23 protein-coding genes and 4 pseudogenes are annotated in these 25,175 nt (G+C 59.2%); 18 read left to right on the top strand and 9 right to left on the bottom strand.

Annotated elements, in window-relative coordinates:
* Positions 1 to 132 (top strand): annotated as a pseudogene (locus tag EN991_RS01390) (IS481 family transposase); the annotation flags it as partial.
* Positions 133 to 293: 161 nt separating this feature from the next.
* On the opposite strand, the gene EN991_RS01385 reads toward EN991_RS01390, so the two are convergent.
* A complete protein-coding gene (locus EN991_RS01385) occupies positions 294 to 566 on the bottom strand; it encodes a hypothetical protein (RefSeq protein WP_199489650.1) in 273 nt (90 codons plus the stop codon).
* 1,173 nt (positions 567 to 1,739) lie between these two features.
* On the opposite strand from EN991_RS01385, the gene EN991_RS01380 reads away from it, so the two are divergent.
* Positions 1,740 to 2,273 (top strand): peroxiredoxin, encoded by a 534-nt coding sequence (locus tag EN991_RS01380; RefSeq protein ID WP_063169380.1) that lies wholly within the window; start codon positions 1,740 to 1,742, stop codon positions 2,271 to 2,273.
* 68 nt (positions 2,274 to 2,341) lie between these two features.
* Positions 2,342 to 3,775 carry an RNA polymerase factor sigma-54 gene (rpoN, locus tag EN991_RS01375; protein ID WP_063169381.1) on the top strand — a complete coding sequence of 478 codons (1,434 nt, stop codon included), beginning with the start codon at positions 2,342 to 2,344 and terminating at the stop codon, positions 3,773 to 3,775.
* Here rpoN and EN991_RS01370 read toward each other — a convergent pair.
* From EN991_RS01370 to EN991_RS01350, 6 genes and pseudogenes are all read right to left on the bottom strand, one after another.
* Positions 3,772 to 4,398, bottom strand: coding sequence for a nitrogen fixation protein NifQ (locus EN991_RS01370; RefSeq protein WP_063169382.1), 627 nt, complete (start codon positions 4,396 to 4,398; stop codon positions 3,772 to 3,774). The two genes, rpoN and EN991_RS01370, sit on opposite strands and share 4 nt — an antisense overlap.
* Positions 4,385 to 5,437 (bottom strand): LLM class flavin-dependent oxidoreductase, encoded by a 1,053-nt coding sequence (locus EN991_RS01365; RefSeq protein ID WP_063169383.1) that lies wholly within the window; start codon positions 5,435 to 5,437, stop codon positions 4,385 to 4,387. Before EN991_RS01365 ends, EN991_RS01370 begins: the two co-directional genes overlap by 14 nt.
* A 138-nt stretch (positions 5,438 to 5,575) precedes the next feature.
* The gene (locus tag EN991_RS01360) at positions 5,576 to 7,177 is read right to left on the bottom strand and encodes an SDR family oxidoreductase (RefSeq protein ID WP_063169384.1); all 1,602 of its coding nucleotides are present in this window, start codon (positions 7,175 to 7,177) and stop codon (positions 5,576 to 5,578) included.
* 148 nt (positions 7,178 to 7,325) lie between these two features.
* The gene (locus tag EN991_RS01355) at positions 7,326 to 7,913 is read right to left on the bottom strand and encodes a nuclear transport factor 2 family protein (RefSeq protein ID WP_050580531.1); all 588 of its coding nucleotides are present in this window, start codon (positions 7,911 to 7,913) and stop codon (positions 7,326 to 7,328) included.
* A gap of 138 nt (positions 7,914 to 8,051) precedes the next feature.
* Positions 8,052 to 8,174: pseudogene (locus EN991_RS40610) on the bottom strand (ferredoxin); the annotation flags it as partial.
* A gap of 29 nt (positions 8,175 to 8,203) precedes the next feature.
* Positions 8,204 to 9,382 (bottom strand): cytochrome P450, encoded by a 1,179-nt coding sequence (locus EN991_RS01350; RefSeq protein WP_063169385.1) that lies wholly within the window; start codon positions 9,380 to 9,382, stop codon positions 8,204 to 8,206.
* Positions 9,383 to 10,869: 1,487 nt separating this feature from the next.
* On the opposite strand from EN991_RS01350, the gene EN991_RS01345 reads away from it, so the two are divergent.
* The gene (locus EN991_RS01345; RefSeq protein ID WP_063169386.1) at positions 10,870 to 12,102 is read left to right on the top strand and encodes an MFS transporter; all 1,233 of its coding nucleotides are present in this window, start codon (positions 10,870 to 10,872) and stop codon (positions 12,100 to 12,102) included.
* A 261-nt stretch (positions 12,103 to 12,363) separates the two neighbouring features.
* On the opposite strand, the pseudogene EN991_RS01340 reads toward EN991_RS01345, so the two are convergent.
* Both EN991_RS01340 and EN991_RS01335 read right to left on the bottom strand, forming a co-directional pair.
* A pseudogene (locus tag EN991_RS01340) lies at positions 12,364 to 13,395 on the bottom strand (ChuX/HutX family heme-like substrate-binding protein); the annotation flags it as partial.
* Positions 13,396 to 13,446: 51 nt separating this feature from the next.
* Positions 13,447 to 13,770 carry a hypothetical protein gene (locus EN991_RS01335; RefSeq protein WP_126066777.1) on the bottom strand — a complete coding sequence of 108 codons (324 nt, stop codon included), beginning with the start codon at positions 13,768 to 13,770 and terminating at the stop codon, positions 13,447 to 13,449.
* Between the two features lie 210 nt (positions 13,771 to 13,980).
* On the opposite strand from EN991_RS01335, the gene EN991_RS01330 reads away from it, so the two are divergent.
* The 14 genes and pseudogenes from EN991_RS01330 to EN991_RS01260 form a co-directional block, all read left to right on the top strand.
* Positions 13,981 to 14,301 carry an iron-sulfur cluster assembly accessory protein gene (locus tag EN991_RS01330; protein WP_029356570.1) on the top strand — a complete coding sequence of 107 codons (321 nt, stop codon included), beginning with the start codon at positions 13,981 to 13,983 and terminating at the stop codon, positions 14,299 to 14,301.
* Between the two features lie 347 nt (positions 14,302 to 14,648).
* Positions 14,649 to 15,860 (top strand): cysteine desulfurase NifS, encoded by a 1,212-nt coding sequence (gene nifS, locus EN991_RS01325; RefSeq protein WP_063169388.1) that lies wholly within the window; start codon positions 14,649 to 14,651, stop codon positions 15,858 to 15,860.
* Between the two features lie 179 nt (positions 15,861 to 16,039).
* Positions 16,040 to 16,417 carry a nitrogenase stabilizing/protective protein NifW gene (nifW, locus tag EN991_RS01320; protein WP_063169389.1) on the top strand — a complete coding sequence of 126 codons (378 nt, stop codon included), beginning with the start codon at positions 16,040 to 16,042 and terminating at the stop codon, positions 16,415 to 16,417.
* 188 nt (positions 16,418 to 16,605) lie between these two features.
* On the top strand, positions 16,606 to 17,457 hold the full coding sequence (locus EN991_RS01315; RefSeq protein WP_063169390.1) for an electron transfer flavoprotein subunit beta/FixA family protein: 852 nt from the start codon (positions 16,606 to 16,608) through the stop codon (positions 17,455 to 17,457).
* A gap of 16 nt (positions 17,458 to 17,473) precedes the next feature.
* On the top strand, positions 17,474 to 18,583 hold the full coding sequence (locus tag EN991_RS01310; protein ID WP_024505237.1) for an electron transfer flavoprotein subunit alpha/FixB family protein: 1,110 nt from the start codon (positions 17,474 to 17,476) through the stop codon (positions 18,581 to 18,583).
* Positions 18,584 to 18,593: 10 nt separating this feature from the next.
* A complete protein-coding gene (locus tag EN991_RS01305) occupies positions 18,594 to 19,898 on the top strand; it encodes an FAD-binding protein (protein ID WP_063169391.1) in 1,305 nt (434 codons plus the stop codon).
* Between the two features lie 12 nt (positions 19,899 to 19,910).
* The gene (locus EN991_RS01300; protein ID WP_024505235.1) at positions 19,911 to 20,210 is read left to right on the top strand and encodes a ferredoxin family protein; all 300 of its coding nucleotides are present in this window, start codon (positions 19,911 to 19,913) and stop codon (positions 20,208 to 20,210) included.
* 255 nt (positions 20,211 to 20,465) lie between these two features.
* Complete coding sequence (locus EN991_RS01295) at positions 20,466 to 21,182, top strand: alpha/beta fold hydrolase (RefSeq protein WP_063169392.1); 717 nt, start codon at positions 20,466 to 20,468, stop codon at positions 21,180 to 21,182.
* A gap of 691 nt (positions 21,183 to 21,873) precedes the next feature.
* Positions 21,874 to 21,960, top strand: a pseudogene (locus EN991_RS01285) (helix-turn-helix domain-containing protein); the annotation flags it as partial.
* A gap of 273 nt (positions 21,961 to 22,233) precedes the next feature.
* A complete protein-coding gene (gene nifB, locus EN991_RS01280; RefSeq protein WP_063169393.1) occupies positions 22,234 to 23,715 on the top strand; it encodes a nitrogenase cofactor biosynthesis protein NifB in 1,482 nt (493 codons plus the stop codon).
* A gap of 29 nt (positions 23,716 to 23,744) precedes the next feature.
* Complete coding sequence (locus tag EN991_RS01275) at positions 23,745 to 23,939, top strand: 4Fe-4S binding protein (protein ID WP_024505232.1); 195 nt, start codon at positions 23,745 to 23,747, stop codon at positions 23,937 to 23,939.
* Between the two features lie 85 nt (positions 23,940 to 24,024).
* Positions 24,025 to 24,345, top strand: a complete 321-nt coding sequence (locus EN991_RS01270) for a nitrogen fixation protein NifZ (RefSeq protein WP_024505231.1) — start codon at positions 24,025 to 24,027, stop codon at positions 24,343 to 24,345.
* Positions 24,342 to 24,554: a putative nitrogen fixation protein NifT gene (gene nifT, locus EN991_RS01265; protein ID WP_024505230.1), complete on the top strand. Its 213-nt coding sequence runs from the start codon at positions 24,342 to 24,344 to the stop codon at positions 24,552 to 24,554. The genes EN991_RS01270 and nifT overlap by 4 nt, the downstream gene beginning before the upstream one ends.
* Before the next feature lie 34 nt (positions 24,555 to 24,588).
* Positions 24,589 to 25,175, top strand: a 587-nt coding sequence (locus EN991_RS01260; RefSeq protein ID WP_127368026.1) for an SIR2 family protein, incomplete at its 3' end; no start/stop codon positions are given.

Below are 25,175 nucleotides of genomic sequence, written 5' to 3'. Positions count from 1 at the left end.
CATCGTGCCGCCGAACTGCCTGTCTGGCTGCACAGATACAATTGGCATCGTCCACATGGCAGCCTAAAGTCAAAAACGCCTATCAGTCGCCTCGCCCTGATCGAGGACAACCTGTTGAAGCTCCACAACTAGGTCGTCCAGCATCACAGTGAACCGCGTACGTAGTATTTTGTCGTAGGCGGCATTCTGGATAGCCGGATACGGGCTCTTCACCCGCTGCACCACCGATTGCGGGATGATGTCGCGAGAAACATTCACGGATTTCGTGAAAAAAGTGTACCCGCCGAAGAGCCCTACTCGCGGGGGCGGTGCAGCACCACCTCGGTGTCACTGCTCGTGTTCATGCGATGGACTAGGCCGGCCAGCTGTTGACGCAGCTCGCGGTAGTTGTAAGTCTCACCCGTGTAGACGAGCACCAAGTCAGGTCGGCCATCCCCCTGGAGCATCCTCGGCTGGCGGCCGCCCTGGATATCGATGATTGCCAGGCGGTGGTGTCCCAGCGCCGCAGGCCCGCCGATCCAAGTCCCCTCGTCGTCCGGACCGTGGTTCGCTATGGTGGCCGTCATATCGGCAAGCTCCCTTCGCGCATCGGGACCTCCGAGGTCTCGATTGAAGTCGATCCATTCACAGATGCCGCACAGGTTATGTCGCCGCATTTGGGCGAAGCAGATATAAGGCCAGTGGGAAACCATCGAGGCAAAGTGACGGATCTAGCCCAGCTACGATCCGCATCCGACATTGTCGGACATCGGACAGCACCGCGATTCGCTGCATAGGAAGCCTGGAGTCGCGATTTCCCCTGGGGGAATCAGCGCATGAAAGGAGAGCTGGGTCGTGTCTGCCGAAATGAGAAATTGCTCCCCCTTATTGCATCACCGAGGAATGTTACCCAGCGCGATAGACGGACATGCCCTATCTCCCCCCGTTGCAGCTGAGGGAGATAGGGGCCAGCTCTTCATTCAACCCTCATGGAGGATGATCAGCCCAGCCATTTCCATGCGCCGGCCTTCACAAGCCGTGCACCATTCAGGTTCTTTTCCTTGAAGCGCGACGATCCTTGTCAGACGTCGCAACACTTGCTGCCGAGAGCACGAGCTCTTCCTCGAGCATGCCTTGATCTGCGCCTCGAACGGCTCGCACATGCTGGGTTTCAACGACTTCGCAGAGGTTGATATTCTGCAGTGACTTCGTCTCGCTGCTGCACGGCATTGACGCTGGGAGCCATGCTCGCGTGGCGCAATTGTGCTGAAGCCGGTGCCCACGGCAACGTTTCTTAACCCGCCCCAGATCCTGGCGTTTGGCTATTTCCGACATTCGTGTCCGGCTTCGGACAAAGGCCGGGTTTGCCGAACGGAGTCGCACCCAATTTCCAGTGCTGCTTGAGCAATAATATCGACCGGCATTACTGCACAACACGAAAGTTGCTGCAAAAACCGAAGTGAACCCAAGGCATCGGGTCAATTGGCATGGCGCTTGCGACTCGGTCGATAGAACGCAGTCAAAATCACGGTTGCAGACCATGCCTACCTCTCAAAGCTCGATAAAGCACGCGAGCAAAATTCCCCGTCTCCGCGGAAGCTCGTCGCCGTTAAACGTGCCTGCTCGGGGGCGGTCTTGCACAAGACCGGTCCGAGGCAACCACGCCAAGGCGCGAGGCTGCCGGAACTGTCGACCGAAGTCGATGCCGCTTCAGTTTAACCGAAAAATGCACCGTACCACTTTGGCCTGGAAGCAAATCAATGACCTATAGAAAGAACGTTCCTCTCGTGACCTTTCGCACGCGTGTTCGCGATGAGTCGATCGGGGGGCCAAATCCTTATCAGTGGGAGAACAAGACCTCCGACGATTATTTCGGGGGCAAGCGCATCATCCTGTTCTCGCTGCCTGGCGCCTTCACCCCGACCTGCTCGACCTTCCAACTGCCCGATTTCGAAAAACTCTATGATCAATTTCTGGAACTGCGAATTGACGCGATCTACTGCGTCTCGGTCAACGATGCTTTCGTCATGAATGCGTGGGGAAAGTCCTTGGGGCTGCAGAAGATCGAGCTGATCCCAGACGGGTCGGGCGAGTTCACGCGCAAAATGGGCATGCTGGTCGCGAAGGACAATCTGGGCTTTGGCATGCGCTCCTGGCGATACGCCGCTCTGATCGACGATGGCGTGGTGGAGCAGTGGTTCGAGGAGGAAGGCTTCTGTGACAACTGCGAGACGGACCCCTATGGCGTTTCATCCCCGCAAAACGTTCTCGACAAATTGAAGGCGGCGGCATGACCCAGAAGTGGAAAGTCTCACACAACCCAAGCACACACTAGAGCCTCCTCGGCAGATCACGGTTCAACATGCATCTCTCAGCAAGCCTGCTTCAACGCCAGAAGCAACGTATGGTCTTATCGCCTCAAGCCATTGAAGCTATTCGCTTGCTGCGATTGACGCATACTGAACTCCATCAGCTCGTGCAGCAGGCACTCGAGAAGAACCCCGTTTTGAAGCCTGACCCGTTTGACGACGATTCGCCGCTGCCAGGGGTGGATCAGCGGAGCAGTCAAAGCAGAAGCGAAATCGGCGAATCGCCCATTGGCGGGCCGTCTGGCGGGCGCGGGCAATGGAAGTCGCAACGCAGTAGCGGCAACGATCGACCTGCCGTCGAGGAGTTTACCGCCCACACCGAAACATTGCACGACCATGTCGCCCGCCAGGTCGCCCTCAACCCGTTCACCCCCCAGGAGCGGCTGATTGCCGGACAGCTCGCCGCTCATCTGGAGGACACTGGCTATCTTCAGGTAAACCTTTTCGATCTGGCCAGGACGTTAAACGTTCGGCAAGCTGATGTGGAACGGGTCATCGGAATCTTGCAGCAATTTGATCCGCCGGGCATTTTTGCGCGAACTCTCAGCGAATGCCTGGAGATTCAGCTGCGCCAGCAAGACCGGTTCGACCCGGCTATGGCAGCTTTGGTCGCCAATCTCGAGATGCTTGCACGGGGGGATTTTCAGGGATTGAAGCAGCGTTGCGGAGTCGACGAGGAGGATCTCCTCGACATGAGGAACGAAATCCGCGCGCTCGATCCCAAGCCTGGAGACCGGTTCCAGTCCGGGACGCCGGAAACCATCGTACCGGACGTCTGGGTAATGCCCAAGTCCGAAGGTGGATGGCGGGTGGAGCTTGATCCGGCCACGCTGCCCAAAGTGTTGATCAACCACACCTATGTCGCCGAAATCTCGCAGCTGACCAAGCAAAATCCGGAAGGCAAAGCGTTTCTCGACAATTGCCAGGAAAAAGGGAACTGGCTGATCAGCAGTCTCAAGCAGCGCGCTAAGACGATCCTTAAGGTTGCGACCGAAATCGTGCGCCAGCAGGATGCCTTTTTTACACACGGCGCCGCCCATCTGCGGCCTCTCTGTCTCAAAAATGTCGCTGACGAGATCGGCATGCACGAGTCGACGGTAAGCCGGGTGACTTCGAACAGGTACATGTTGACTCCGCGCGGGGTGTTCGAGCTGAAGTATTTTTTCGCTGCGCCAATCGCATCCTGCGAGGGCGGCGATGCGCACTCCGCCAAAGCTGTCTGCCATCGGATCAAGGCAATCATAGCCGAAGAATCGCTCGACAAGGTACATTCCGACGAAGACATCGTTGCTCAACTCAAGGAGACCGGCATCGATGTCGCTCGCCGTACCGTCACCAAATATCGCGAGGCGATGAACATCCCTTCCTCCATACGACGGCGCCGCGATAAGCGTTTGTCCGCAGCTGCGATCAAGCGAAGTGACTAACCGACATTCGTGGTCGGCGAGAGGCGACTCTCAACTTCCTCCGGGCCGAAGCAGCTTTCGAAGTCATGGCATTCCCCGCAACTGGGTGCTGTGCATGACGAAAAGCCTTCGGCCTCACACAGCTTGCGGTAAAAGTACTTTTTCCATTTCATGTTTTCTGTGTTGCCTGCCGCCAGCGCGGGAAAATGTCTGGCAAGCAGGCGGCTGAGCTCAGCGCGATTTGAGAGGCCAAGATCCCGCCAAAGATGGTCCATGCGCATCGCACGCCGGGCGATGATCTTGGCCAAGCGGGCGCTCGCCGGGTCGGCCGGCGCAGCATGCGCTAGCAGCAGCCGGCGTAGCAGTTCCTCTTCCAGTTCCGGCTCGGGCTCGCTCAACTCCTCCAAAGCGAATACGCTGCTGGAGGTAGACGGGAAAGTTGCGGCCAAGACATCACGCAATTCGACAGACGAAAGGCCTGTCCCCTCCGTCGCCAACACCTCGCCCGCCTGGACCTCCTCAAGCGAACGTGAATGTACGCAGGGCAGCACATGCTGATCGAAGCTCCTCCCTAGCTCGGACCCACGCCATTGCGCGCTGGATAGGCAGCCATCATCGTAACGGCCGGCTTCAGCTTCCGGCATGACAAAGCGCCTTGTTGACCGCAGGGATGATCTTGTCGCCCCAGAGCTCGATCTGGCGCAGCATCGTCTTTTGGTCGAAGTCGCCCAATTGAGTCTGAACTGCGATCTGGTCCGGTTTCAAGATATCGATCTCTTCCAGCAGGCGATCAATCACGCGATTTACGCTGCCAATCGGCAAATTTTTGCGCATGGTCTCGAAGGACAGATCCTGCTGGGTCGGTGTCTCCTGCAGCAGGTAGCCATCGTGGCTCTGTTGGCGACGCTGATGCAGGGCTTCAGAAAGCCGGCGCTGGAAGCGGGCATTGTCGAGATAGCTGTTGATCTCCAACTCGTCGTGGCTGGCATAGCAGCAGCGCAGCAGCGATATCTTGACGTCGGTGACGTTCTTTTCCTCGGATGCCGCCGCCCTCTCGACTGATTCACGCAGTGTGGTCAAAGTCTCTAAGCCGTCGTGGAAGGCTGTGACAAAAAAATTGTGCCCCTCGCGGTAGGCCCGAGCCATCCGTGCGGCTCCGCCAGCGATCCAGATAGGCGGCGTCGGCTGCTGGACTGTGCGGACCGAAATCGCTGTTGGGGGGATCTTCTCATACTGGCCGTCGTGTTCGAAGACGTTTTGGTTGAGGCCCTTGAGAATGATGTCCAGGTATTCCGAAAAGACGGCCGGCGCCTCATCGATGTCCACGCCGAACCGTTCGAACTCGAACTGCTGGTATCCCAAGCCTACGCCGAGCTCGAGACGGCCGTTCGCAACGATGTCGGCGAAGCCGATCTCGGACAGCAGGCGCTGCGGTTGGTAAAGCGGCAGCACGCAGACGGCAGTGCCCAGGCGAATCGTGCTTGTCAAGCCGCCGCAGTGCGCCACCATCATCAGCGGGGATGGTATGAGGCTGTAATTGTTGAAGTGGTGCTCAGCAAACCACGCGGTGTTGAACCCAGCCTGCTCCGAAGCGACGGCCTGTTCGATGGAGTTGCGGATGACGCTTTCTGAGGATTGGTGATAGCCACGCTGGGCGGCCAGAATGAAAGTGGCAAATTCCATGATTTCTCCTCGTTATAGACACGTCAGCCGACCGGGAATGTGCTCGGCATGCGCATGCTTGGATCTCAAGCACCTCAGGTGCGTCGTGGAGCCGAGGCTTCATAATGCTCGGCCGGTCGCCCTGCGAAGGCCTGGCAATTAACCTGCGGCCTCCGCAAAACATTCGTCATAGAGCTCGCTGGCGTTTCCCGCATCACCGAACGAGGTCCAGCCGCCGTCCACGTAGAGGATCGAGCCGTTGATGTATGAGGCGTCAGACGAAGCAAGGAAGAACGATGCATCTGCGACGTCTTCTGGCCGTCCCATCCTGCCCATGGGGATGCGTCGTCCGATTGCTGTCAGGTCGATGCGGCCGGCTTTGGCCAACTGAGCAAGTGCGGGCGTGCGGATGTGGCCAGGAGCGACGGTGGCTGTCCGAATTCCGACCGGCCCGAGTTCGGCCGCCATGCAACGGGTCAGCATATCCATCCCCGCCTTGGAGGCGCCGTAGGCATGGCGCGGCGCGAACGGCAGAAAGCTGTCGATCGACCCGAGATTGAGGATCACGCCGCCCGGGCGCATAGCCTTGATCGCTTCGCGCGCGCAGGTGAAGGCGCCGGTAAGGTTGACATCCAGGACGTGTTCGAGCTGTTTCGACAGTTGCTCGATCGCAGGCACAATCCTGTCGGCGGTATCAGCACTATTGACCAGAACATCGATATACCCGAAGCGTCCCCTCAGTTCTTCGAACATCGACACCACATCGCTCTCGACGGCCACGTCCAGCGATTTCGCCAGATGCTTGCCGGGGAGCGATGTAGCCAGCTCTGCCGCTGCAGTGCCATCTTTATCAGCAATCACGACGGTGTCGCCGTTCGCGGCAAAGCGGCGAGCGACGGCCGCGCCAATGCTTTTTGCGCCACCGGTGACGAGCACGATTCGCGCATCTGTGCATTCGGCCGGACAGGAGAGCTCGGCTTGGAGCGCACCATCCACCGGCGGGTGAGCATCCCCCGGCTGGTTGAATGACATCCAGCCTCCGTCGACTGCCAGCACCGAGCCGGTGATGTAGCGCGCCTGCGTGCTGCTCAGAAAACGCACGACCCTGGCGATCTCGTCGGGGCGAGCCAAGCGCCCCATCGGCACGCGGCGGCGTATCGCCGCGAGGTCCATTTTGCCAGCGCGTGCCAGTTCTGTGACCATTGGGGTGCGGACGGAGCCCGGCGCCACCGCCGTGACGCGGATTCCTCGCATAGCCCACTCGCATGCAAGGGACTTTGTCAACGAGATCACGCCAGCTTTCGAGGCTGCGTAGGCGTTGCGCCTGGGATTGCCGACCACGCCCGCCATCGAAGCCACATTGACGATCGCACCGCCCGGCTTCATGCGCCGCGCCGCTTCCCGGGCCATAACGAATGGCCCAATAAGGTTCACTGTCACGCCGCGTCGGAAGGTATCGACAGCGGTGTCGATGATCCTATCCATCGTGGGTCCAACCGCCGCATTGTTGATGAGGACATCGATTTGCGCGAACCGTGCTTCGACCTGGCCGAAAAGTGAGAGCATGTCCTTCTCTCGCGACACATCGCACTCCAGACCGACGTGCGGCGACCCGAGATCCCGAGCCAGTTCAACCACACCACTGCCCGGAAGGTCCACCGCAACTACAGTGTCTCCGTCCGCGGCAAGGATATCGACCAGGGCACGGCCGATCCCGCCCGCAGCGCCTGTGATGATTACGGTGCGTGCTGCCAGTTTCACGAGAGCTTCTCCACGATGACCGCTTGTGATCTCAGCCCATCAACCTTGGGCGGAATGAAGGGCCGAGCCAAATCGTTGCAGTGACCGCCAGTCGCGGCCCCACACAGATGTCGTTCCCGTAGGGCGCTCATCCTCCATTCCTACCCACTTATGCAGCTCCCAGTTGGGGACCCTCGACGCCATCTTGGTCGGTGGGGATGTGACCCTTGAGCAACTGGTAGATGGGATCGTCTGGATGTGGTGCTCCAATCGGCTGTCGCCGGCCGAACCTATCTGCCTCAAGAATCGCTGGCGGGATTTGCTCCTCAACCCAATCGTAGACGACTGTCCGTTCCGCAATTCGCCACTCGTCCTGCCTCTTCTGAAACAGATCGCAGTAACGGCCGCAAAGCAGCGTCTGACGTATTTCTTGGTCTGTATCCGGTCCGCGTTGCAGCGCGGTGAAATAGCTCTCGACCGCGGCCTCTGCTGAACTGATGAAGTCGATCAGGCTGTTCGTGATTTGATGGATGTTACGGTGCCCCGGCAGACCGAGAGCAAATTGGATGAAGTCCTCTGCCGGTCCGCAATAGGGACCGTGCCTGTCATACGCTTCGGGCCAGTATGCGCTACGCAGCGCCGCCTCATCGGCGCGGTCTATCCCGCGGCAGTACCGATACAGGCAGTTGCGGATCGCCTCTCGGTCACGCAGTTCGGTAATTTTCGCGTGGTCGACAGGGTCTGTCGCGAATTGTATGATTGTTTTGTCCTTCCCGATGCCAGTCTGCACTTTGCGTGTGTCTCTCTCTACAACTGAGTTAGCGGGGGGCTCGTCAACTTCCAGAGCTTGTTCGGGGCAGGCTCGTACCCCTTTTGAGGCAAGCAGTTGCTCCCCATCGGCAACATCAATATCACCGGGCAAGATGTAGCCGGCGTCATCAAGCTTGAAGACTCTCGGCGCCCGCGCCCAGCAGCGCGCATGACCCTGGCATCTGGCTTTATGTACGACGACACGCATAGCGAACTCCAATGTCGTTGGCTGAAACTTCAGGACCATTCCAGGATCAGATTCTCGATCCCGAACACATGGCCGCCGAAGGTGATAGGTTCAGTCCCTGTCTTGATCCGAAAGGCTGGGATGCGCGCCAGCCACTCCTCCAGGCCAATGACAATCTCCCGCCGGGCAAGGTGTGAGCCAAGACAACGATGGGGACCATAGCCAAAGGCAGCGTGCCGGTTGTCCTCGCGCGCCAGATCGATCTCATTCGGGCATTCGAATTCCGCCGGGTCACGATTGGCAATCATCGTGGCACAGGAAACATAATCTCCCTTGCGGATCGGCGCGCCTTTGAAGTCGACATCCTTCGTTGCCACTCGGATCATCTGAATGGTCGAATAGGCGCGCAGCAATTCTTCCGCAGCGACGGCAATCCGGTCAGGTTCGCTTCGTAGCAATTCCTGATCTTTGGGGTTGCGCGCGAGATGGGCCAAGTCGAAGCATATGGCTGCTGAGACCGTGTCGAGTCCCGCGACGAACACAAGCACGCCGATGCCACGGACTTCTTCGTCACTGAGCAGACGACCCTCGACCTTTGCCTTCACGATGAAGGTCATGAAATCATCGACCGGCTCCTTGCGGCGCTCGGTGGCAAGTTCGTCGATGAAGGCCACGATCGTCCGGGCTGCGGGTGGTCGTTGCTCCTTATCGCCGTGGAGCAGATCTCTAGCCCAGCCGACAAATGTTTCTAGTCCGTTGTCCGAAAGCCCAATAAAGCGAAGGAAGATATTGACCGCGAACGGAACTGCAAAATCCTTCATGATGTCGCAGCTCGTGCCTGATGCGGCGATCCTGTCGATCAGCTTGATCGCTCGTTCCCGGACAGCCGGCTCCAATGCCATTACCCGCTTTGGCGAAAGCAGCGGATTGAGCAGTGAGCGAAAAACACCGTGGAATGGCGGATCGAGCTCAAGCGGGATCATCGGCCAGCTCTCGCCGAGCACAGAGGCGAAGATGCTGCGATGGCTGGAAAACGTTTCGGTGTCCTGCAGCACCCGGCGCTGGTCGCTCGCGCGAGTGATGACCCAGGTACCCCGACCGTCGCGCGTGTTGCTGGTTGAATAAAAGATCGGAGGCCCGGCATGAACGCAAGCAACCGCTGCATGCGGATCCCCGTTAGCCGTCGGCAACATGCCGGGCGACGTAAACAGGTTGAAGTCCCTCACCATTTCGGGCGGGACATGATCTGGAACCGGCCGCGATTTAACCGCGCCAGAATCGAGAGACCGTTCATGAGATGCTGTCGGCATTTGCATGCAATCGTCGGTGCAAGCTCCGTGCCGAATTCGTCTTTCGATAATCCTTGCCGTTTGCTGGGCAACAGGTGGCGCCTGCGCTGACTTGCTGGTCGGGATTGCAACATTCTTGTCCAGCGTCGGACACAGAATGTAGAATGCTAGACAGCGACTTGGAGCAACTCAACTGGTGGGATCGCTAGCCGATCATGTGCCCGGGGAGCATCCAGTTCGAAAGCTTGCGCTAAGCGGCTTGGTGACTTGGCCGAGGTCACCAGGTGGAAACGACCAACACTTGGGGTGAGCCTAGTGGCGCTCCCCTCGATGATGTCTGGCGGGGTGGTTAGCCGCCTCCGTAGGACAAGATCAGTCTACACGAATGGACTATAGCCTCTCCTCGCATGCCTCATTGGCCGTCCTTCAGAGCCGGCCACACGAGCTTTTGTCTTTCAGCAGGGCGTTTTTCTCGCCAGCTACAGAGCCACACCGACGCCATTAATGAGCGTCCAGTCGACGGGTTGGATGGCCCTGTCCATCTTGCCCAGCACCTTGGCTTAGCATTTGCCGGTGCGGCGGAAGCCTTCAAGACGCAGTTCTTGACCTTCTCCAGATCAGCCTCGGATGGATATCGGCAAGGGTTCAGCTCGTCCTTTTGAACTTGCGCATCTTCGTGTTGGCCAACCCCAGGCCGCCCGACATATTTGCGGTCTATCCGGCACCTCAACTTCGAACAACCTTGCGGCAAGCTCTTGGGATAGCCCACGCTCGTGCCTCCACCACCCGCTCAGCAGAGCCAGATTTGTCGTTGATGGCACGGAACTTGCGGAGTCATTCGCAGATGCGTCACGGACCGAGAGTGTCGTCCCATGAATTCGATCACCAAAAAGGCCGCCCGACGTTGCTGGGACCGCCTGCAATTACCTTATCCCAGAATTGGGAGCAACGGCTTCAAAAGGGATAACTCATCACCTCAATTTTGTCGATCGCGCGGCCATCGAACCGCAGCCATCGATCAGACTTCCGCCTCGTTGCACTCATTGCGACCGCCTTGGTGCTTGCGACAACCGCTCAATTCTGGCTGCCAGGATAACCACATATGGCGACGGAACTTCCTGCTTCAAAGCAATATAGAGATCGTCGATCATCCCCCCATCAAGGCCTCGATCGAGGACACCGCGTTCGGCTTGCTTGGTTCGCAGTGAACAGACCGCACTTCGACGAATGCGATCGATGCGACCGCGCCGAGAACTCTCCCGCATTGTCGACGGTTGGGTCCGTCGGCCCTCCGATGAGGCCTCGGATGCGTCGGGCTCCGAGGCCTCGACTGATGCCGACTGGCCGCCGCCGGAAGGTCTCGCGGCTTTGATCCCCGGCGATGTAGCCACCCCTGCTGCAACAGCTCCTAGCCGGAGAACTCATTCATGACCGAATCGGCGACAGATTTAGTGGACGCGGCTTTGTTCGACCGAGATCGGCTTGACCCAGAAAGTCCCTATCAACGTTCTGGCCCTGCATGGGGTGCCATCATTTCGCTTTCCTTCGGCACCTTCGGGCTTGTGACGGCAGAGTTTCTGCCCGCCAGCGTTCTGACACCGCTCGCGCATGATCTCCGTATCACCACGGGCACGGCTGGACAGGCGCTAACAGCGGCCGCAATCGTCGCGGCGATCTCGGCACCGATAATCGCCATCGTGACAAAGCGTCTGGACCGCAGGGTCGTCATCTGGGCGATGACGCTCCTGCTGATCCTGTCGAACGTTCTGGCGGAGGTTGCGGGGTCGCTGCCGGTTTTGCTGGCGGCACGCGTCGTCCTTGGCATATCGCTTGGTGGTTTTTGGTCAATTTCGGCAGCGTTGGCGATGCGGCTGGTTCCAAGTCACCTCATGCCGCGCGCCATGTCGGTCATCCTCACCGGCGTTTCTGTCGCCTCCGTCTGCGCGGCTCCAATCGGCGCTTATGTCGGTGACATTTGGGGATGGCGAGCCTCGTTCAAGGTCGCCGCAATCGTGAGTGCCGTTGCGCTGCTCGTGCAACTCGTAACCATTCCGCCACTGCCTCCGATCGAAGTGCGCAGATTCCGCAGTCCGCTGGATGTCGCGAAGAATCCGGCGATGAAGGTTGCGGTGCTAGTCGTGCTATTGGTCGCTTCCGGCCATTTTGCCAGCTTCGCCTACATCCGCGCCTTTCTCGAGAGCGTTCCTGCGCTCGACAAGAAGTCAATCCCGCTCGTGTTCCTTGCTTTTGGCACGGCCGGCGTCTTCGGCAATTTAGCCGGCGCATTCCTCACCAAACACAGTCTCAAGGCGGTCGCGGCCCTGCCGCCCCTGCTCATTGCCGTAGCCGCTGTCTCGCTCCTGACCATGAGAGCATCGGCCTTGACCTCGGCAATTGCAGTTGCCGTATGGGGCTTTGCTTTTGGCGCGGTCCCGGTCGGATTGCAGACATGGATGGTGCTACGCGCCGCTCCGAAACAGGCCGAGAGCGCTGGTGTACTGATGGTCATAACCTTCCAAGTGGCCATCGCAGCCGGCACAACTTGCGGTGGCCTATTGGTGGATCACACGGGTATTGCCAGTGTCTTTGTCTACAGCGCGGTTGCCACGTTCCTCGCTGTCTTGACAGTATTTTTGCTCGGCCCGAACCGCAAAACCTGACCGCCTGGTGGGGAGTGACGGTCGGCGGCGTTCACGCTATTGTCACCTCTGAGCTCGGCCCAAAGGCCGCGGCTTCGTCGTAACCATGCGGTCGATGGGGCAGCGCCAAATTGCTTCCTGCTCATCGCGTTGCGATAATACAGCGCGCTTATTGCGTCATCGTGTCCCCGGTCTCGGCTTCAATGCCCGGCTACTGGCTGCGGAGGCAGATGGGCGCCGGCGTCCCACCGACGACGATCGGTCTTTTCTCATGTAGCTGTCGGGGAAACGAGGCAGGTTTTCCGCCAGAACCCGCCAGTCGTCGCGCTCGCGTTCGCCTTCCTTGCGCGCACCGAACAACTGGATGATGATCTTGCCGTCGGACCCATATGCTTCGAGCGAGGTGACGTGACTGTCATTGGTCGGCTTGCGCACGGCCCAAACCTCACGGATTTGGTGGGTCCTGAGATGCAGCCGGAACGTTTCGTCCAGCACATGGATGCACGGCCCGATCTGCTTGACCGACTTGATTAAGCCGGAATGGGTCTGGATAGAACCTCGGTTGCCGACGAAGCACATGATCGGCAATTCGTCTTCGGCCGCACGCTGGAGCACGGCGCCAACTGCGGCATTGTCGAGCAGCCAAGCGTAATCCTGGCCGACCATGCGCAAAGCCTGGCAGCGGCTGAGCTTGAGCGTCTTTAGAAGGTTGACGTCAGTCAGCCGGCTCCAGTACTCGCGTAGGTCGTCCACCGTGCCGGCCCAGTCCGCAGTCCTCGCGCCCAGGTCGGCTACTCTCGCCTTAAGCGACATGGTCGGCTCCTGGTTGGCGGATACGAGCTCGGCCACCAGCTTTCGATAGGCATGAAGGTTGGAGACCGGCCTGAGATGCACCTTATGCACTGCTGCGCCGGCGGCGTCGAAGAATTGCAAACTGCGCTGGATTCCGCCGCGATGGCGCCTTTCAACAGCGAAACCATACCTCCAAGCCTGCGGGAAGACGCGAAGGTCGAATTCGTCACCAAGGACCATGGCGTGATTGTTGCCGGTTATCACTCTGTTGAAGACGCCAATCTTTTCGTGCACGGCACCTTGATTGCGGGTCAGCGCCGTCACTTCGCCCACGAATTCGAGGCCCGTCAGAAGGTGATTGACGCGCGGGTCGATGCGTGCCGCGCCGAAACCGCAATGGGCCGCGACCAGTTCCGCTTCCGAAATGGCCAATTGGGCGGCGAAATCACGCGCGGGAATGTTCGGACAGACTTCCCACGCACGCCGGATTTCGTTGGGCGACCGCTTCTTGCGCTGATCCATGTTTTTACCCCTGCCCCGTTCTTCTTTTGACGATCGATCGAAAAACGGGCCTCAGGGATGTGCACGGCGGACGCGATCGATCGTCAGGCACATGCCAGTCGAATCCTGTCTCCGGGCGGTCAGCGGCCAATCGCCGGTAGCGAGCGATTGTTGGGTGGTCGGCGCCAATCGGCCGATCGAGCATTCGGGTACCACCGGCGGTGCTGCTTTCCCACCAAGGCGGGTCTGATGGATCATATTGCTTTCCTTCGTTCTTCGATTGCGAGGGCAACCCAAAGGTGAATCGGCCGGCAATTTTGCCGCCGCAACGAAGGCTTCACAAAAATCGTGCCAGTTGCTCCGCGGCAAGCTCTGAACATCTTTGGCTCTGTTCATTGCTTTACGCGTGAGTGCATCGCGAACTCAGGCGCCCTTCCTGTGACGCGGACGCGACAAACCCGACAGTAAGTGTCGGTTGTCGGACGTCTCCCCAGCAATCGAGCATAAGAGACGTCGGGATGTCCTACGGTTTTTGACACGTCTTCCCTTTGGCACGGTCCATGCGAGATGATCCACGAAAACGCCGGACCGAGGAGAAATCGAGCCATGATTACGCTCACCGACAACGCTGTTGCCGCCATCAAGGCCGCTCTTTACCGCGCCAGCGAGCCGGCGGAAGGATTTCGCATCATGGTCCATGCCGGCGGCTGCGCCGGCTTCCAATACTCAATGGGCCTGGAGAGCGTCTCACGTGAGGGCGATGCGATCATCGAGCGAGATGGGCTCAAGGTGTTCATGGATAGAGGCTCCCAACCCCATGCCGCCGGCATGACCGTGGACTTCGTCACTGGGCTCGAAACATCCGGCTTTGTTTTCGATAACCCCAATGCGCGTGAGACGTGCGGCTGCGGCAAGTCCTGCAAATGATTGCGAGGGAACAGGCTATGTTCGACTATAGCGACGCCAAGGAATACTGCGTCGAACCGGTAACCGCCGGCGCTCTGGAACCGGCCGACACGCACTGTCGGCCCGGAACAATTGCGTTCGGTGATGCACCAAATCGCGATCATCGATCGTTGCCGTGGGCAAGCAAACAAAATTGCCCGAAACAGCTGAATTCCCGGCGGATGCCGCCACCAAAGGGCAATGTCGACAGCGACCGGTCAGCCAAGCCATCGCTCCCCCGGCCGCCCACCTTACCAGATACGATATGCGCCAGAGGTTCAATGGCCCGACTACCCTTGAATCATTTCAGCAGTTGAAGGATCACTCCCATGAACCCTGTCTATCTCGACAACAACGCAACGACGCGGGTTGATCCTGCAGTCGTTGGAGCGATGTTGCCTTTCTTTACGGAGCAATTTGGCAATCATTCGTCCATGCACGCCTATGGCGCATCGGTTGCTGAAGCCGTGAGAAAGGCGAGGCAACAGTTGCAAGCCCTCATCGGCGCGGGATTCGAGGACGAGATCATCTTCACCTCGGGCGGGACTGAAAGCGACAGTACAGCCATCCTTTCGGCGCTGGAGGTGATGCCCGACCGAACGGAAATAGTGACTTCCGCGGTTGAACATCCGGCCGTTCTGAAGTTGTGCGCGCACCTTGAGAAGACGCGCGGCGTCAAGGTGCACATTATCCCAGTCGATCACTACGGCCGGCTCGACCTGGACGCCTACAGAACCGCCCTCACCCCACAAGTGGCAATCGTCTCGATAATGTGGGCGAACAATGAGACCGGTACGATCTTTCCCGTGGTTAAGCTTGCCGATCTAGCCAGGGAAGTCGGCGCGCTTTTCCACACTGATGCAGTGCAGGCGGTCGGAAGGCTTCCGATTGAGCTGAAATCGACCGCGATCGACATGCTGTCGCTCTCCGCCCACAAGCTGCATGGTCCAAAGGGGATAGGCGCGCTTTATGTAAGACGTGGCGTGCGCTTCTCCTCCATGATCAAGGGTGGGCACCAAGAGCGCGACCGGCGTGCAGGCACTGAAAACACACCCGGCATAGTCGGACTGGGCATGGCGGCCGAACTCGCCTTGAAATTCATGGACGAGACAAAACGAATAAAATGGTTGCGCGACCGCCTTGAGAACGGGATCATCCAGCGCATCCCAAACACATCCATCAACGGCGATCCGCAAGAGCGATTGCCAAACACTGCAAACATTGGATTCGAAGGTATCGAAGGCGATGCAATTCCAATTGTCCTGAGCCGGCTGGGAATCGCCTGTTCCGCCGGGTCCGCCTGTGCCTCTGGCTCACTGGAACCGAGCCATGTTCTGATCGCTATGAACGCGGCATGTGGGGCAGTCCGCTTCTCCTTGTCGCGTGACAACGGCGAAGATGACGTAGACCGCGTGCTTGAGGTCCTGCCTGCGATCACCGAGAAGCTACGGGCCGTTCCCAGTGCTGGACTGTGCGGGCGAGGTGCAGAACAGCTTCATTCCGGCCCGGGTCCGAGCGGCACAATAGCCGACGAGCCGTGAGGTCTTCCTCAACGTGACGACCCTGCGCAAGGAGAGCAGTTAAACTCGGGGTCGCCTTCACCACTTCAGAAAAGCTTGAGATCGCCAAGTCTCTTGCCCAGCCGCCGTGCCAGAGGTCGGCACGCCGTCAGCAATGTCACCAATGCATCGACACCACAATTTCGCGCCGGGAGAATACAATGAACTGCTCCGCTGATAGCCGCCCGATCGATCGCACCGATATCCTAGCGCGACTGAAGGGCCTGTCGGCCGCGGAGGACTTCTTCGCCTGCCTTGACGTCTCCTACGACCCGAAAGTGATGAATGTCTCGCGGCTCCATATCATGAAGCGCGTGGGCCAATACCTTGCCGAAGAAGATTTCTCCGGTCTGCCTAACCAGGTAATCGCCGCGCGGGTGCGCGCCAAGCTGGAACGCGCCTACGAAGATTTCGCGACTTCCTCGCCGCTCACGCAACGTGTGTTCAAGGTGCTAAGGGACCACGATCCAAACATATGTCCCGCACCTGGCCGCGCCTTCGTCCCGCTCGACTCTGCACTGAAGCGGTTCGGAAAGTAATGAGCCCGACACGGCTGCGACGCGACAATGTCGAGAAGTCGACAAATCCAGTCCTCATGACGCCTCCTCGGAAGCAAACGAAGCCACCTTCTGGAATAGAGGCAGGAAGACGACTTGGCATGAACGATGCAGGCAATGAGGTGAACCGCCAAGCACGAATCCGGACTGGGAGCTTAGAGAAACCGCCAATGCATATCGTAGTCTGCATCAAGCAGGTGCCGGATTCGGCACAGATCCGCGTGCACCCGGTGACGAACACGATCATGCGTCAGGGTGTTCCGACCATCATCAATCCTTACGACCTGTTCGCCCTCGAAGAAGCGCTCAAACTGCGCGACGTTCATGGTGGCGAGGTTACTGTGCTCACAATGGGTCCGCCCATGGCGGAGGACTCGCTGCGAAAGGCGCTCGGTTACGGTGCTGACCGAGCAGTTCTCTTGACGGACCGCTATTTTGCCGGATCCGATACGCTGGCGACTTCCTTTGCTCTTTCGCAAGCAATCGCAAAAATTGGGGAGACTTTCGGCAGGCCGGACATCGTCTTCACCGGCAAGCAGACGATTGACGGCGATACCGCCCAGGTCGGACCGGGCATAGCCAAGCGCCTAGATTTATCGCAACTTACCTATGTCGCGAAGATTGCCTCCATCGATCTCGATACGCGAGAGATCGAAGTCGCTCGTCGCGCCGAAGGCGGCACCCAGTTGCTGAAGAGCAGACTCCCTTGCCTCATTACCATGCTGGAAGACACCAACGAAATCCGCCGGGGCTCGCTCCAGCAGGCTCTGTGCGCGGCGCGCAGCCAAGTCGTGAAGTGGACTGCAGCCGACGCCGGCATTGACGATCTCACCCGGTGCGGTCTGCGTGGCTCGCCTACAGTCGTCAAGCGTGTTTTCGCCCCCACCGCACGGGCAGAAAGGGCGGCGCAGATCGACACCGCGGAAAGGGGCTTGCAGGACATAGCCGATGAACTCATCGCCGATATCTTAACCCGCCGGCCGGCGCTGGAACATGAGCTGGCCTTCAACAGCGGCACGTGACGGCCAGGAGCAGAAAATGTCGACCGCAAGCCAAACTACCCCTCGCATTGCCCCCGGCCGTGCCGGTGTAAAGAAAGAACTTCCCGACCGTTTCAAAGACTACCGGCACGTGTGGGTCTTCCTCGAGCTCGAACGCGGCAATGTGCATCCTGTATCATTCGAACTGCTGGGCGAAGGCCGCAAATTAGCCGACAAGCTTGAAGTCCAGCTCGCGGGCGTCGTGCTGGGACCGCCGGGCGAGATGGTCGAGGACGCTGTTGCCGAGGCCTTCGCTTACGGGGCGGATCTTGTCTACATCGTCGATGCGCCGCCGCTCGCCGACTACCGGAACGAGCCGTTCGCCAAGGCGCTCACGGATCTGGTCAATACCCATAAACCCGAAATCCTCCTTCTCGGCGCGACCACACTGGGCAGGGATCTTGCAGGCTCGGTAGCGACGACCCTGCAGACGGGGCTCACGGCCGACTGCACCGAACTTGATGTAGATTCCGACGGTTCACTCGCCGCGACCCGTCCGACTTTTGGTGGCTCATTGTTGTGTACGATCTATACACTAAATTACCGGCCGCAAATGGCGACGGTGCGACCAAGGGTCATGCCTATGCCGCAACGGGTGGATAAGCCGGTCGGGCGTGTCATGCGGCACAAGCTGTCGCTCGTTGAGGACGATATCGTCACCAAAGTCCTCGGCTTCCTACCGGATAACCAGTCGGCAATGGCAAATCTTGCCTATGCGGATGTCGTGGTTGCGGGAGGCCTCGGTCTCGGAGCGGCGGAGAACCTTCAGCTTGTGAAGAATCTTGCCCGAGCGATCGGCGCCGAGCATGGCTGTTCGCGCCCCTTGGTCCAGAAGGGCTGGATGCCGGCTGATCGACAGATTGGACAAACTGGCAAGACCATTCGACCGAAGCTTTACATCGCGGCCGGAATTTCCGGCGCCATCCAGCACCGAGTTGGGGTCGAGGGGGCCGATCTCATCGTCGCGATCAACACCGATCCGAACGCGCCGATTTTCGAGTTCGCCCACCTCGGGATCGTCACGGATGCAATCCGCTTCCTGCCCGCACTGACGGAAGCCTTCACCCGGCGGCTGTCGCCGCACAGTCGAGACAAGCTTGCGAGTTGAGGGAGAGGACATGATTGAACAATTCGATGCCATTGTGGTCGGAGCCGGCATGTCTGGAAACGCAGCTGCTTACACTTTGGCAAGCCAGGGGCTGAAGGTCCTGCAGTTGGAGCGCGGGGAATATCCGGGCTCTAAGAACGTCCAGGGTGCCATAATGTACGCGAACATGCTGGAGAAGATCATCCCGGACTTCCGGGATGATGCGCCCCTCGAGCGGCACCTGGTCGAACAGCGACTTTGGGTGATGGACGACACGTCTCACACCGGAATTCATTACCGGTCGGACGACTTCAATGAGGCGAAACCCAACCGCTACACGATCATCCGCGCCCAGTTCGACAAATGGTTTTCCCGCAAGGTGCGCGAGGCTGGCGCGACGGTCCTGTGTGAGACGACCGCGACGGAACTCGTCCGTGATGGCAATGGCAAGGTGATCGGCGTCCGCACAGACCGGGCTGGCGGAGTGGTCTTCGCGAATGTGGTCGTTCTCGCAGAAGGGGTGTCGGGATTGCTTGGCACTCGCGCAGGCCTGCGCGAGATGCCGAAGCCGGAGACCGTGGCGATTGCCGTCAAGGAAATGCATTTCTTGCCCGAAGAGGTCATTGGCCAGCGGTTCGGGGTGAAGGGCGATGAAGGCTGCGTAATCGAGGCCGTGGGCACGATCTCTCGCAGCATGGCCGGGCTCGGCTTCCTTTACACCAATAAGGAGTCGATTTCACTCGGCATCGGCTGCCTGGTCTCGGATTTCGCCGCGACGATGGAGAGCCCGTCCGCCCTCCTGGATGCGATGAAAAACCATCCTTCGATCCGGCCGCTGATCGCTGGCTCGGAGGTGAAAGAATATGCCGCCCATCTTATCCCCGAAGGTGGTTACAGGGCCATTCCGCAGCTATTCGGCGACGGTTGGGTCATCGTCGGCGACGCAGCGCAACTGAACAATGCCATTCACCGTGAGGGTTCGAACCTTGCCATGACCTCGGGTCGTGTCGCGGCTGAGGCGATCATCAAAGTCAAAAGCCGCAACGGTCCTATGACCAAAGCGAACCTTGCGCTCTACAAGACGATGCTGGATGACTCCTTTGTGATCAAGGATCTTAAGAAATACAAGGACATGCCAGCCTTACTCCACACCAATTCCAGCAACTTTTTTGACAGCTATCCGCGGTTGATGTCGCATGCCGCTCAGACCTTCATGCGTGTCGACGGCACGCCGAAGATCGAGAAGGAAAAGAACACCACGGCCGCCTTCATCAACGCGCGCTCGCGCTGGGGGTTGGTCAGCGACGCGGTCCGCCTGGCATTGGCATGGCGCTGAAGAGGGTACAAGATGACGATCGCAGTGACGAAGGTTCGTGTCGAGGACAAACTTTACCAGAACCGCTATCTGGTCGATTCCGGCCGCCCCCATATCATAGTGCGACCGCACGACAAGCCAAGCGCGAACTTGCTTGCGTTGACCTACGTCTGTCCGGCGAAATGCTATGAGTTGAATGACAAGGGTCAAGTCGAGATCACCGCCGACGGCTGCATGGAATGCGGCACCTGCCGGATATTGTGCGAGAAAGGCGGCGACATCGAGTGGAACTATCCGCGCGGCGGCTTTGGTGTCCTGTTCAAGTTCGGATGATCAGCCGGTGCCAAGAGCATGCCGGCAGCGAGCAACTGCGGCACACCATGAGCCTCTCCATCCACTTGCAAAGAGCTAGTGAATATTGGGTTTCGCAATTCAAGTTTCCTCGACTTGGTAGGGGTATCCTCAGGCCACGGGGCGCCTGTGCCGGACTTACCACCGGTAACGTGGTCGAGCCCCTTTGGACAATGTCCGGCCATCGTGCCGGATGGCAGCCACAACGGCCGGTGAGCAAATGGAACGGCACAATCCATGATAAAGACGTATGTGCTAGTGCATGGTGCCTGGCATGGCGGATGGTGTTGGCGGGACGTCGCCGCCAATCTTCGCAAGATGGGATGCCACGTGACCACGCCTACCCAGACAGGTGTCGGCGAACGCGCACGTTTGCTGTGCAAGGACATCACGCCCGACACATTCGTGACCGACATCGTCAACCACATTGTAACGGAAGAGCTGAGCGATGTGATCCTTGTCGGTCACAGTCTAGGCGGCATCAGCATCACCGGCGCCGCCGACCGGATACCCGACCATATCAGCCATCTCGTTTATCTCGACGGCGCCATCGTCGAGAGCGGTCAAAGTGTATTCAGCACCATGCCCCCCGACATCGTCGCCGCCCGTCGAAAATTGGTTGCGGAGGAAGGACGGGGTATCTTCATGCCGACTCCGCCGCCAACAGCATTCGGCACTCCCGAGGGACACTCGCTCACGGACTGGGTGCGGCGCCGGATAACACCGCATCCGGCAGGCACCTACGAAAGCGGACTTAAGCTCGAGCACCCGCTCGGCAACGGCAGACCCCGAACCTATGTCGTCTGCACTAATCCACTCCACCCGCCGATGGCGGGAGCGCGAGAATGGGTCGCGAAGCAGGATGGCTGGGCGTGGCAGGAACTCGCCACTGGCCACGACGCAATGATCCTCGCGCCGACGGAAGTTGCTCTCCTTCTTAGCGCTGTCGGCTGAGGAACCAAGTAGGGGGAGCGGCGGCCGATTCTCAGGCCGTGGCCTTGAGCTCTGGTGCAAGGATGTAGGCCCAACGGGTCGTTCCGGTGGCGCCACCGAAACCACTAGGCGGGAGTGGCCTGTCCTGCCGACGTCGCAAGCTTGCGAGCGTTCCGCCGCGGCCGCAGCCCGTAGCGCCGGGCAACCTCCGAGATCACCGCGTCGGCTCCAGGGTCTCGGAGATGACTCCGTGCCTTGTCGTCCATCGACCAATGCCGCCGACCAACAGCGCCGTTGATCACCCTCGAAAACGCCGAGGCTGCCGCTCAGGGTCAATCGTAAGTTCAAGTTCAGACACAAGCCGATCTCCGATCCACCTCAGAATCGGCAGGCCCACAGATCGCGGGTCCTCCTGGAAGGACACAGCGCTTACCCTTGAAATATGGAGAACCATGGCTTTGCGCCGTCGGCAGTTGAGCTGATCTCGCAATGCTATTTCCCCGGCAACGTCCGCGAGCCGGAGAACTGCGTGCTTGGCGTTCTCCTCTGGAAGGAACCAATCTTTCGGAACGTGGCAATGTCATCGACGAGCTCTCACGGGCCAGCACGATGCCGGTTCGGCGCATCGGCGCCCGCCTGAACACGAGATGGCCACTTGCGATTCTAACGATACGGCCGGACGGGGGCTGGGACCGCGGCGGACGAAGCGTGACGGCTGATCGACACAATGGAGAAGGCCGGCTGGGTTCAGGCTAATGCGGCTCGAATTCTCGGCCTCAAGCTGCGACAAGTCGGCTAGGCGATACGCCGGCATAGTATCGAGGTGAAGGAACTTCTAAGAGCCTGATGAGCCAATCGTCAGGCCAGTGGTCTTGCGCGCCCTGTGCGCGACAAGGAGTGCTTCGTGCTTCTGAACGGATTTGGACTTGCACTGTCGCAAGCAGGACAAAATTGTGTCGCGCCGGCCTGACACAATGCGATATCGACCCGAATAGTGAACTGAAGCCGCTTTTTTCAGTTGGTATGGCTCTTGCACCTTGAACCGCGACGTTACCAGCAACGGAGCCGTTTGATGTCCTCACCGACAGTTTCGATTGAGGGGCCGACTAGCACGACATCCGAGGGTCTTCTGGCAGCCGCGAAATCCGGTGGCTGCGCATCGTCTTCCTACGGCTCGTCGCCGACCAGCCCGGGCGAAGAGGATCCGGCTATTTGGGAAAGGATCAAGGATCACCCCTGCTTTTCGGAGGAAGCGCATCATTATTTCGCGCGTATGCATGTGGCGGTCGCGCCGGCTTGCAATGTCCAGTGCAACTATTGCAATCGCAAATACGATTGCGCCAACGAGAGCCGGCCTGGTGTTGTGTCTGAGAAGTTGACGCCCGACCAAGCGCTACGCAAGGTCATCGCCGTTGCCAACAAAGTTCCGCAGCTTTCGGTTCTTGGCATCGCTGGGCCGGGGGATGCCTGTTACGATTGGGAGAAAACGAAGGCAACGTTCGACCGCGTCATCAGGGAAATCCCCGACATAAAGCTGTGCGTCTCCACTAATGGGCTCGTGCTGCCGGACCATGTCGCCGAGCTTGCCGAAATGAATGTTGATCACGTGACGATCACCATCAACATGGTCGACCCGGAAGTCGGCGCGAAGATCTATCCATGGATCTTTTATGAAAATCGCCGCTACTTCGGCATCGAAGCCGCTCGAATCTTGCACGCGCGGCAGATGCTGGGCCTGGAGATGCTGAGCGCGCGCGGCATCCTCACCAAAATCAACTCGGTGATGATTCCTGGAGTGAACGACCAGCACCTGTTTGAGGTGAACAAAATGGTCAGGGAGCGGGGCGCGTTTCTGCACAACGTGATGCCTCTGATTTCGGACCCGGCGCACGGTACCCACTACGGACTCATCGGGCAGCGCGGCCCAACGGCAACGGAGATGATGGCTCTTCAGGATCGACTTGAAGGTGGCGCCAAGTTGATGCGCCACTGCCGGCAGTGCCGGGCAGATGCTGTCGGCCTGCTCGGTGAAGATCGTGGCCAGGAATTCACGCTGGACGGTATTCCCGACGATGTCGCCTACGATGCTGGCAAGCGTCAGGCCTATCGGCAGGTGGTCGCACACGAGCGCCGTGATCATGAGGCGGCGAGGAGCGAGGCCATCGGTATGGTCAAGGCAACAGACTCCGAAAAGTCGCTTCTGGTTGCGGTGGCCACTAAGGGAGGTGGACGGGTCAACGAACACTTCGGCCACGCGAAGGAATTCCAGGTTTATGAAGTCTCGCCTAGAGGGATCAGCTTGGTCGGGCATCGGAAGGTCGAGCGGTATTGCCTCGGAGGCGGGGGCGAAGACGCCATCCTCGAGGGCGTCATCGCAGCGCTCGAAGGCATACACATAGTGCTATGCGCCAAGATCGGAAATCGCCCGAAGGAACAACTCTCGCGAGTTGGACTGCGCGTAACCGACGCCTATGGCCATGACTACATCGAGACCGCAGTCAGCGCACTTTACGCGGCAGAGTTTGGGATCAGACCACTAGCGGCGACGGCCTGAGCCGTCTCGTCCGATAACCAGGAGTTAGAATGGCTTTAAAGATCATCGCATCCCAATGTACCCAATGCGGGGCCTGCGAGTTCGAATGTCCTTCGGAAGCGATCAAGTTCAAGGGCGACGCCTATGTGATCGATCCAAACAAGTGCACCGAATGCAAGGAGGCCTTCGATACGCAGCAATGCGTGTCGGTCTGTCCGGTACCGAAAACCTGCGTTCCCGCTTGATTCCTACCGAAACGGTCGGGTTCGCCGCACGACGACGCCTGCAACCCGCGACCACAACAAAAGCCTCGAGAAAGGAATGGACAGCATGTGGTCCAGACGCGAACAGGAGGTCGAAATCGGCAGACCGCCACGGTTCATGCAGGGTGAGCGGGTCCGTGCGATACGCCACATAAAAAACGACGGCACCTATCCCGGCAAGGAGATCGGCGAAAACCTCGTGCGGAAGGGCGACGAAGGCTACGTGCGCGACATTGGAACCTTTCTCCAGCAATTCTTCATCTATGCGGTCGAATGGATCGATCGTGGCACGGTCGTCGGCATGCGAGCGCGCGAACTCATTAGCCTCGACAAAGTCGAGGTTCCCTGCGGAGCTGAAGGCATTTCCAACGGGGGAACAGCCGGATGAAAGTAATGATTCGCAGGACCGCTACTGGCTTGTCGGCTTATGTCCCCAAGAAGGATCTCGAAGAGCCGATCACCGAGATTGAGAACGCTGACTTATGGGGCGGGACCGTGACGCTCAGGAACGGTTGGCGGCTCATGCTGCCCGACCTTCCGCGCGACACGCGTTTGCCGATCACCGTCGAGGCGATGAAGATTTCCGACGGGGCCTGATGCCGGTGGGTTCAGTGGCGGAGAGGAAACGCGTATGAACACGATGCTGAGCTGGGACCATCTCGTCGTCGTCCGGGGCAGTTTTGCCAAAAAACTGATTGACCTGCTGAACGGCGCTCTCAAGGCCGATCGAGTGATCCCCTATCTCGGTCCTGGTCTTCTGCAGCTTAACCCACCGGAATCCCCTGTACCTTGCACCCCTGAAGATGTCGCCGCGGCCCTCAACAAGCGGGCGCCTGCCCCTTCCAGGATTCGCACCAATATGTGGTCGGTCGCGCAGTTTATCGAGCAGCGCCGACATCGTCGGACTCTCCAAGCGTGGATGGCGGAGATATTCGCAGCCCCCGCCGAGCCGACCGTTCTTCACGCCTGGCTCGCAACCCTTCAACTGTCTGTCATCATCGACAGCTGGTACGATGGCGCCATGCGAGCAGCCCTTGCAGAGGCCGGCCAAACAGACGTTGTCGAGATACAAGGAACGACGCGCGCGACCGGAATCGGTAACATCTGGACGAGAACTTACGATTTGTCAGGAACAGAACTCGAGGCCGAACAAGTGGCTAGGACGGTGCTCTATGCGCCGCACGGCAGCGTCAGGCCGGCGGCAAACTTCCTCGTGGC

Source organism: Mesorhizobium sp. M7A.F.Ca.US.005.03.2.1 (genome assembly GCF_003997795.1).
Taxonomy (GTDB): Bacteria; Pseudomonadota; Alphaproteobacteria; order Rhizobiales; family Rhizobiaceae; genus Mesorhizobium; species Mesorhizobium ciceri.
The sequence above is the reverse complement of the archived record's forward strand: the minus strand, read 5'-3'. Positions and strand labels throughout refer to the sequence as shown.

What these genes read in the sequence shown, in the direction of transcription:
- rpoN (WP_063169381.1), top strand. Translation starts at nt 2,342, where the DNA reads ATGCATCTCTCAGCAAGCCTGCTTCAACGCCAGAAGCAACGTATGGTC.
- EN991_RS01330 (WP_029356570.1), top strand. Translation starts at nt 13,981, where the DNA reads ATGATTACGCTCACCGACAACGCTGTTGCCGCCATCAAGGCCGCTCTT.
- nifW (WP_063169389.1), top strand. Translation starts at nt 16,040, where the DNA reads ATGAACTGCTCCGCTGATAGCCGCCCGATCGATCGCACCGATATCCTA.
- EN991_RS01315 (WP_063169390.1), top strand. Translation starts at nt 16,606, where the DNA reads ATGCATATCGTAGTCTGCATCAAGCAGGTGCCGGATTCGGCACAGATC.
- nifB (WP_063169393.1), top strand. Translation starts at nt 22,234, where the DNA reads ATGTCCTCACCGACAGTTTCGATTGAGGGGCCGACTAGCACGACATCC.
- EN991_RS01305 (WP_063169391.1), top strand. Translation starts at nt 18,594, where the DNA reads ATGATTGAACAATTCGATGCCATTGTGGTCGGAGCCGGCATGTCTGGA.
- EN991_RS01365 (WP_063169383.1), bottom strand. Translation starts at nt 5,437, where the DNA reads ATGGAATTTGCCACTTTCATTCTGGCCGCCCAGCGTGGCTATCACCAA.
- EN991_RS01275 (WP_024505232.1), top strand. Translation starts at nt 23,745, where the DNA reads ATGGCTTTAAAGATCATCGCATCCCAATGTACCCAATGCGGGGCCTGC.
- nifT (WP_024505230.1), top strand. Translation starts at nt 24,342, where the DNA reads ATGAAAGTAATGATTCGCAGGACCGCTACTGGCTTGTCGGCTTATGTC.
- EN991_RS01370 (WP_063169382.1), bottom strand. Translation starts at nt 4,398, where the DNA reads ATGCCGGAAGCTGAAGCCGGCCGTTACGATGATGGCTGCCTATCCAGC.
- EN991_RS01380 (WP_063169380.1), top strand. Translation starts at nt 1,740, where the DNA reads ATGACCTATAGAAAGAACGTTCCTCTCGTGACCTTTCGCACGCGTGTT.
- EN991_RS01350 (WP_063169385.1), bottom strand. Translation starts at nt 9,382, where the DNA reads ATGGTGAGGGACTTCAACCTGTTTACGTCGCCCGGCATGTTGCCGACG.
- EN991_RS01300 (WP_024505235.1), top strand. Translation starts at nt 19,911, where the DNA reads ATGACGATCGCAGTGACGAAGGTTCGTGTCGAGGACAAACTTTACCAG.
- EN991_RS01335 (WP_126066777.1), bottom strand. Translation starts at nt 13,770, where the DNA reads ATGAACAGAGCCAAAGATGTTCAGAGCTTGCCGCGGAGCAACTGGCAC.
- EN991_RS01295 (WP_063169392.1), top strand. Translation starts at nt 20,466, where the DNA reads ATGATAAAGACGTATGTGCTAGTGCATGGTGCCTGGCATGGCGGATGG.
- EN991_RS01310 (WP_024505237.1), top strand. Translation starts at nt 17,474, where the DNA reads ATGTCGACCGCAAGCCAAACTACCCCTCGCATTGCCCCCGGCCGTGCC.
- EN991_RS01345 (WP_063169386.1), top strand. Translation starts at nt 10,870, where the DNA reads ATGACCGAATCGGCGACAGATTTAGTGGACGCGGCTTTGTTCGACCGA.
- EN991_RS01385 (WP_199489650.1), bottom strand. Translation starts at nt 566, where the DNA reads ATGACGGCCACCATAGCGAACCACGGTCCGGACGACGAGGGGACTTGG.
- nifS (WP_063169388.1), top strand. Translation starts at nt 14,649, where the DNA reads ATGAACCCTGTCTATCTCGACAACAACGCAACGACGCGGGTTGATCCT.
- EN991_RS01270 (WP_024505231.1), top strand. Translation starts at nt 24,025, where the DNA reads ATGTGGTCCAGACGCGAACAGGAGGTCGAAATCGGCAGACCGCCACGG.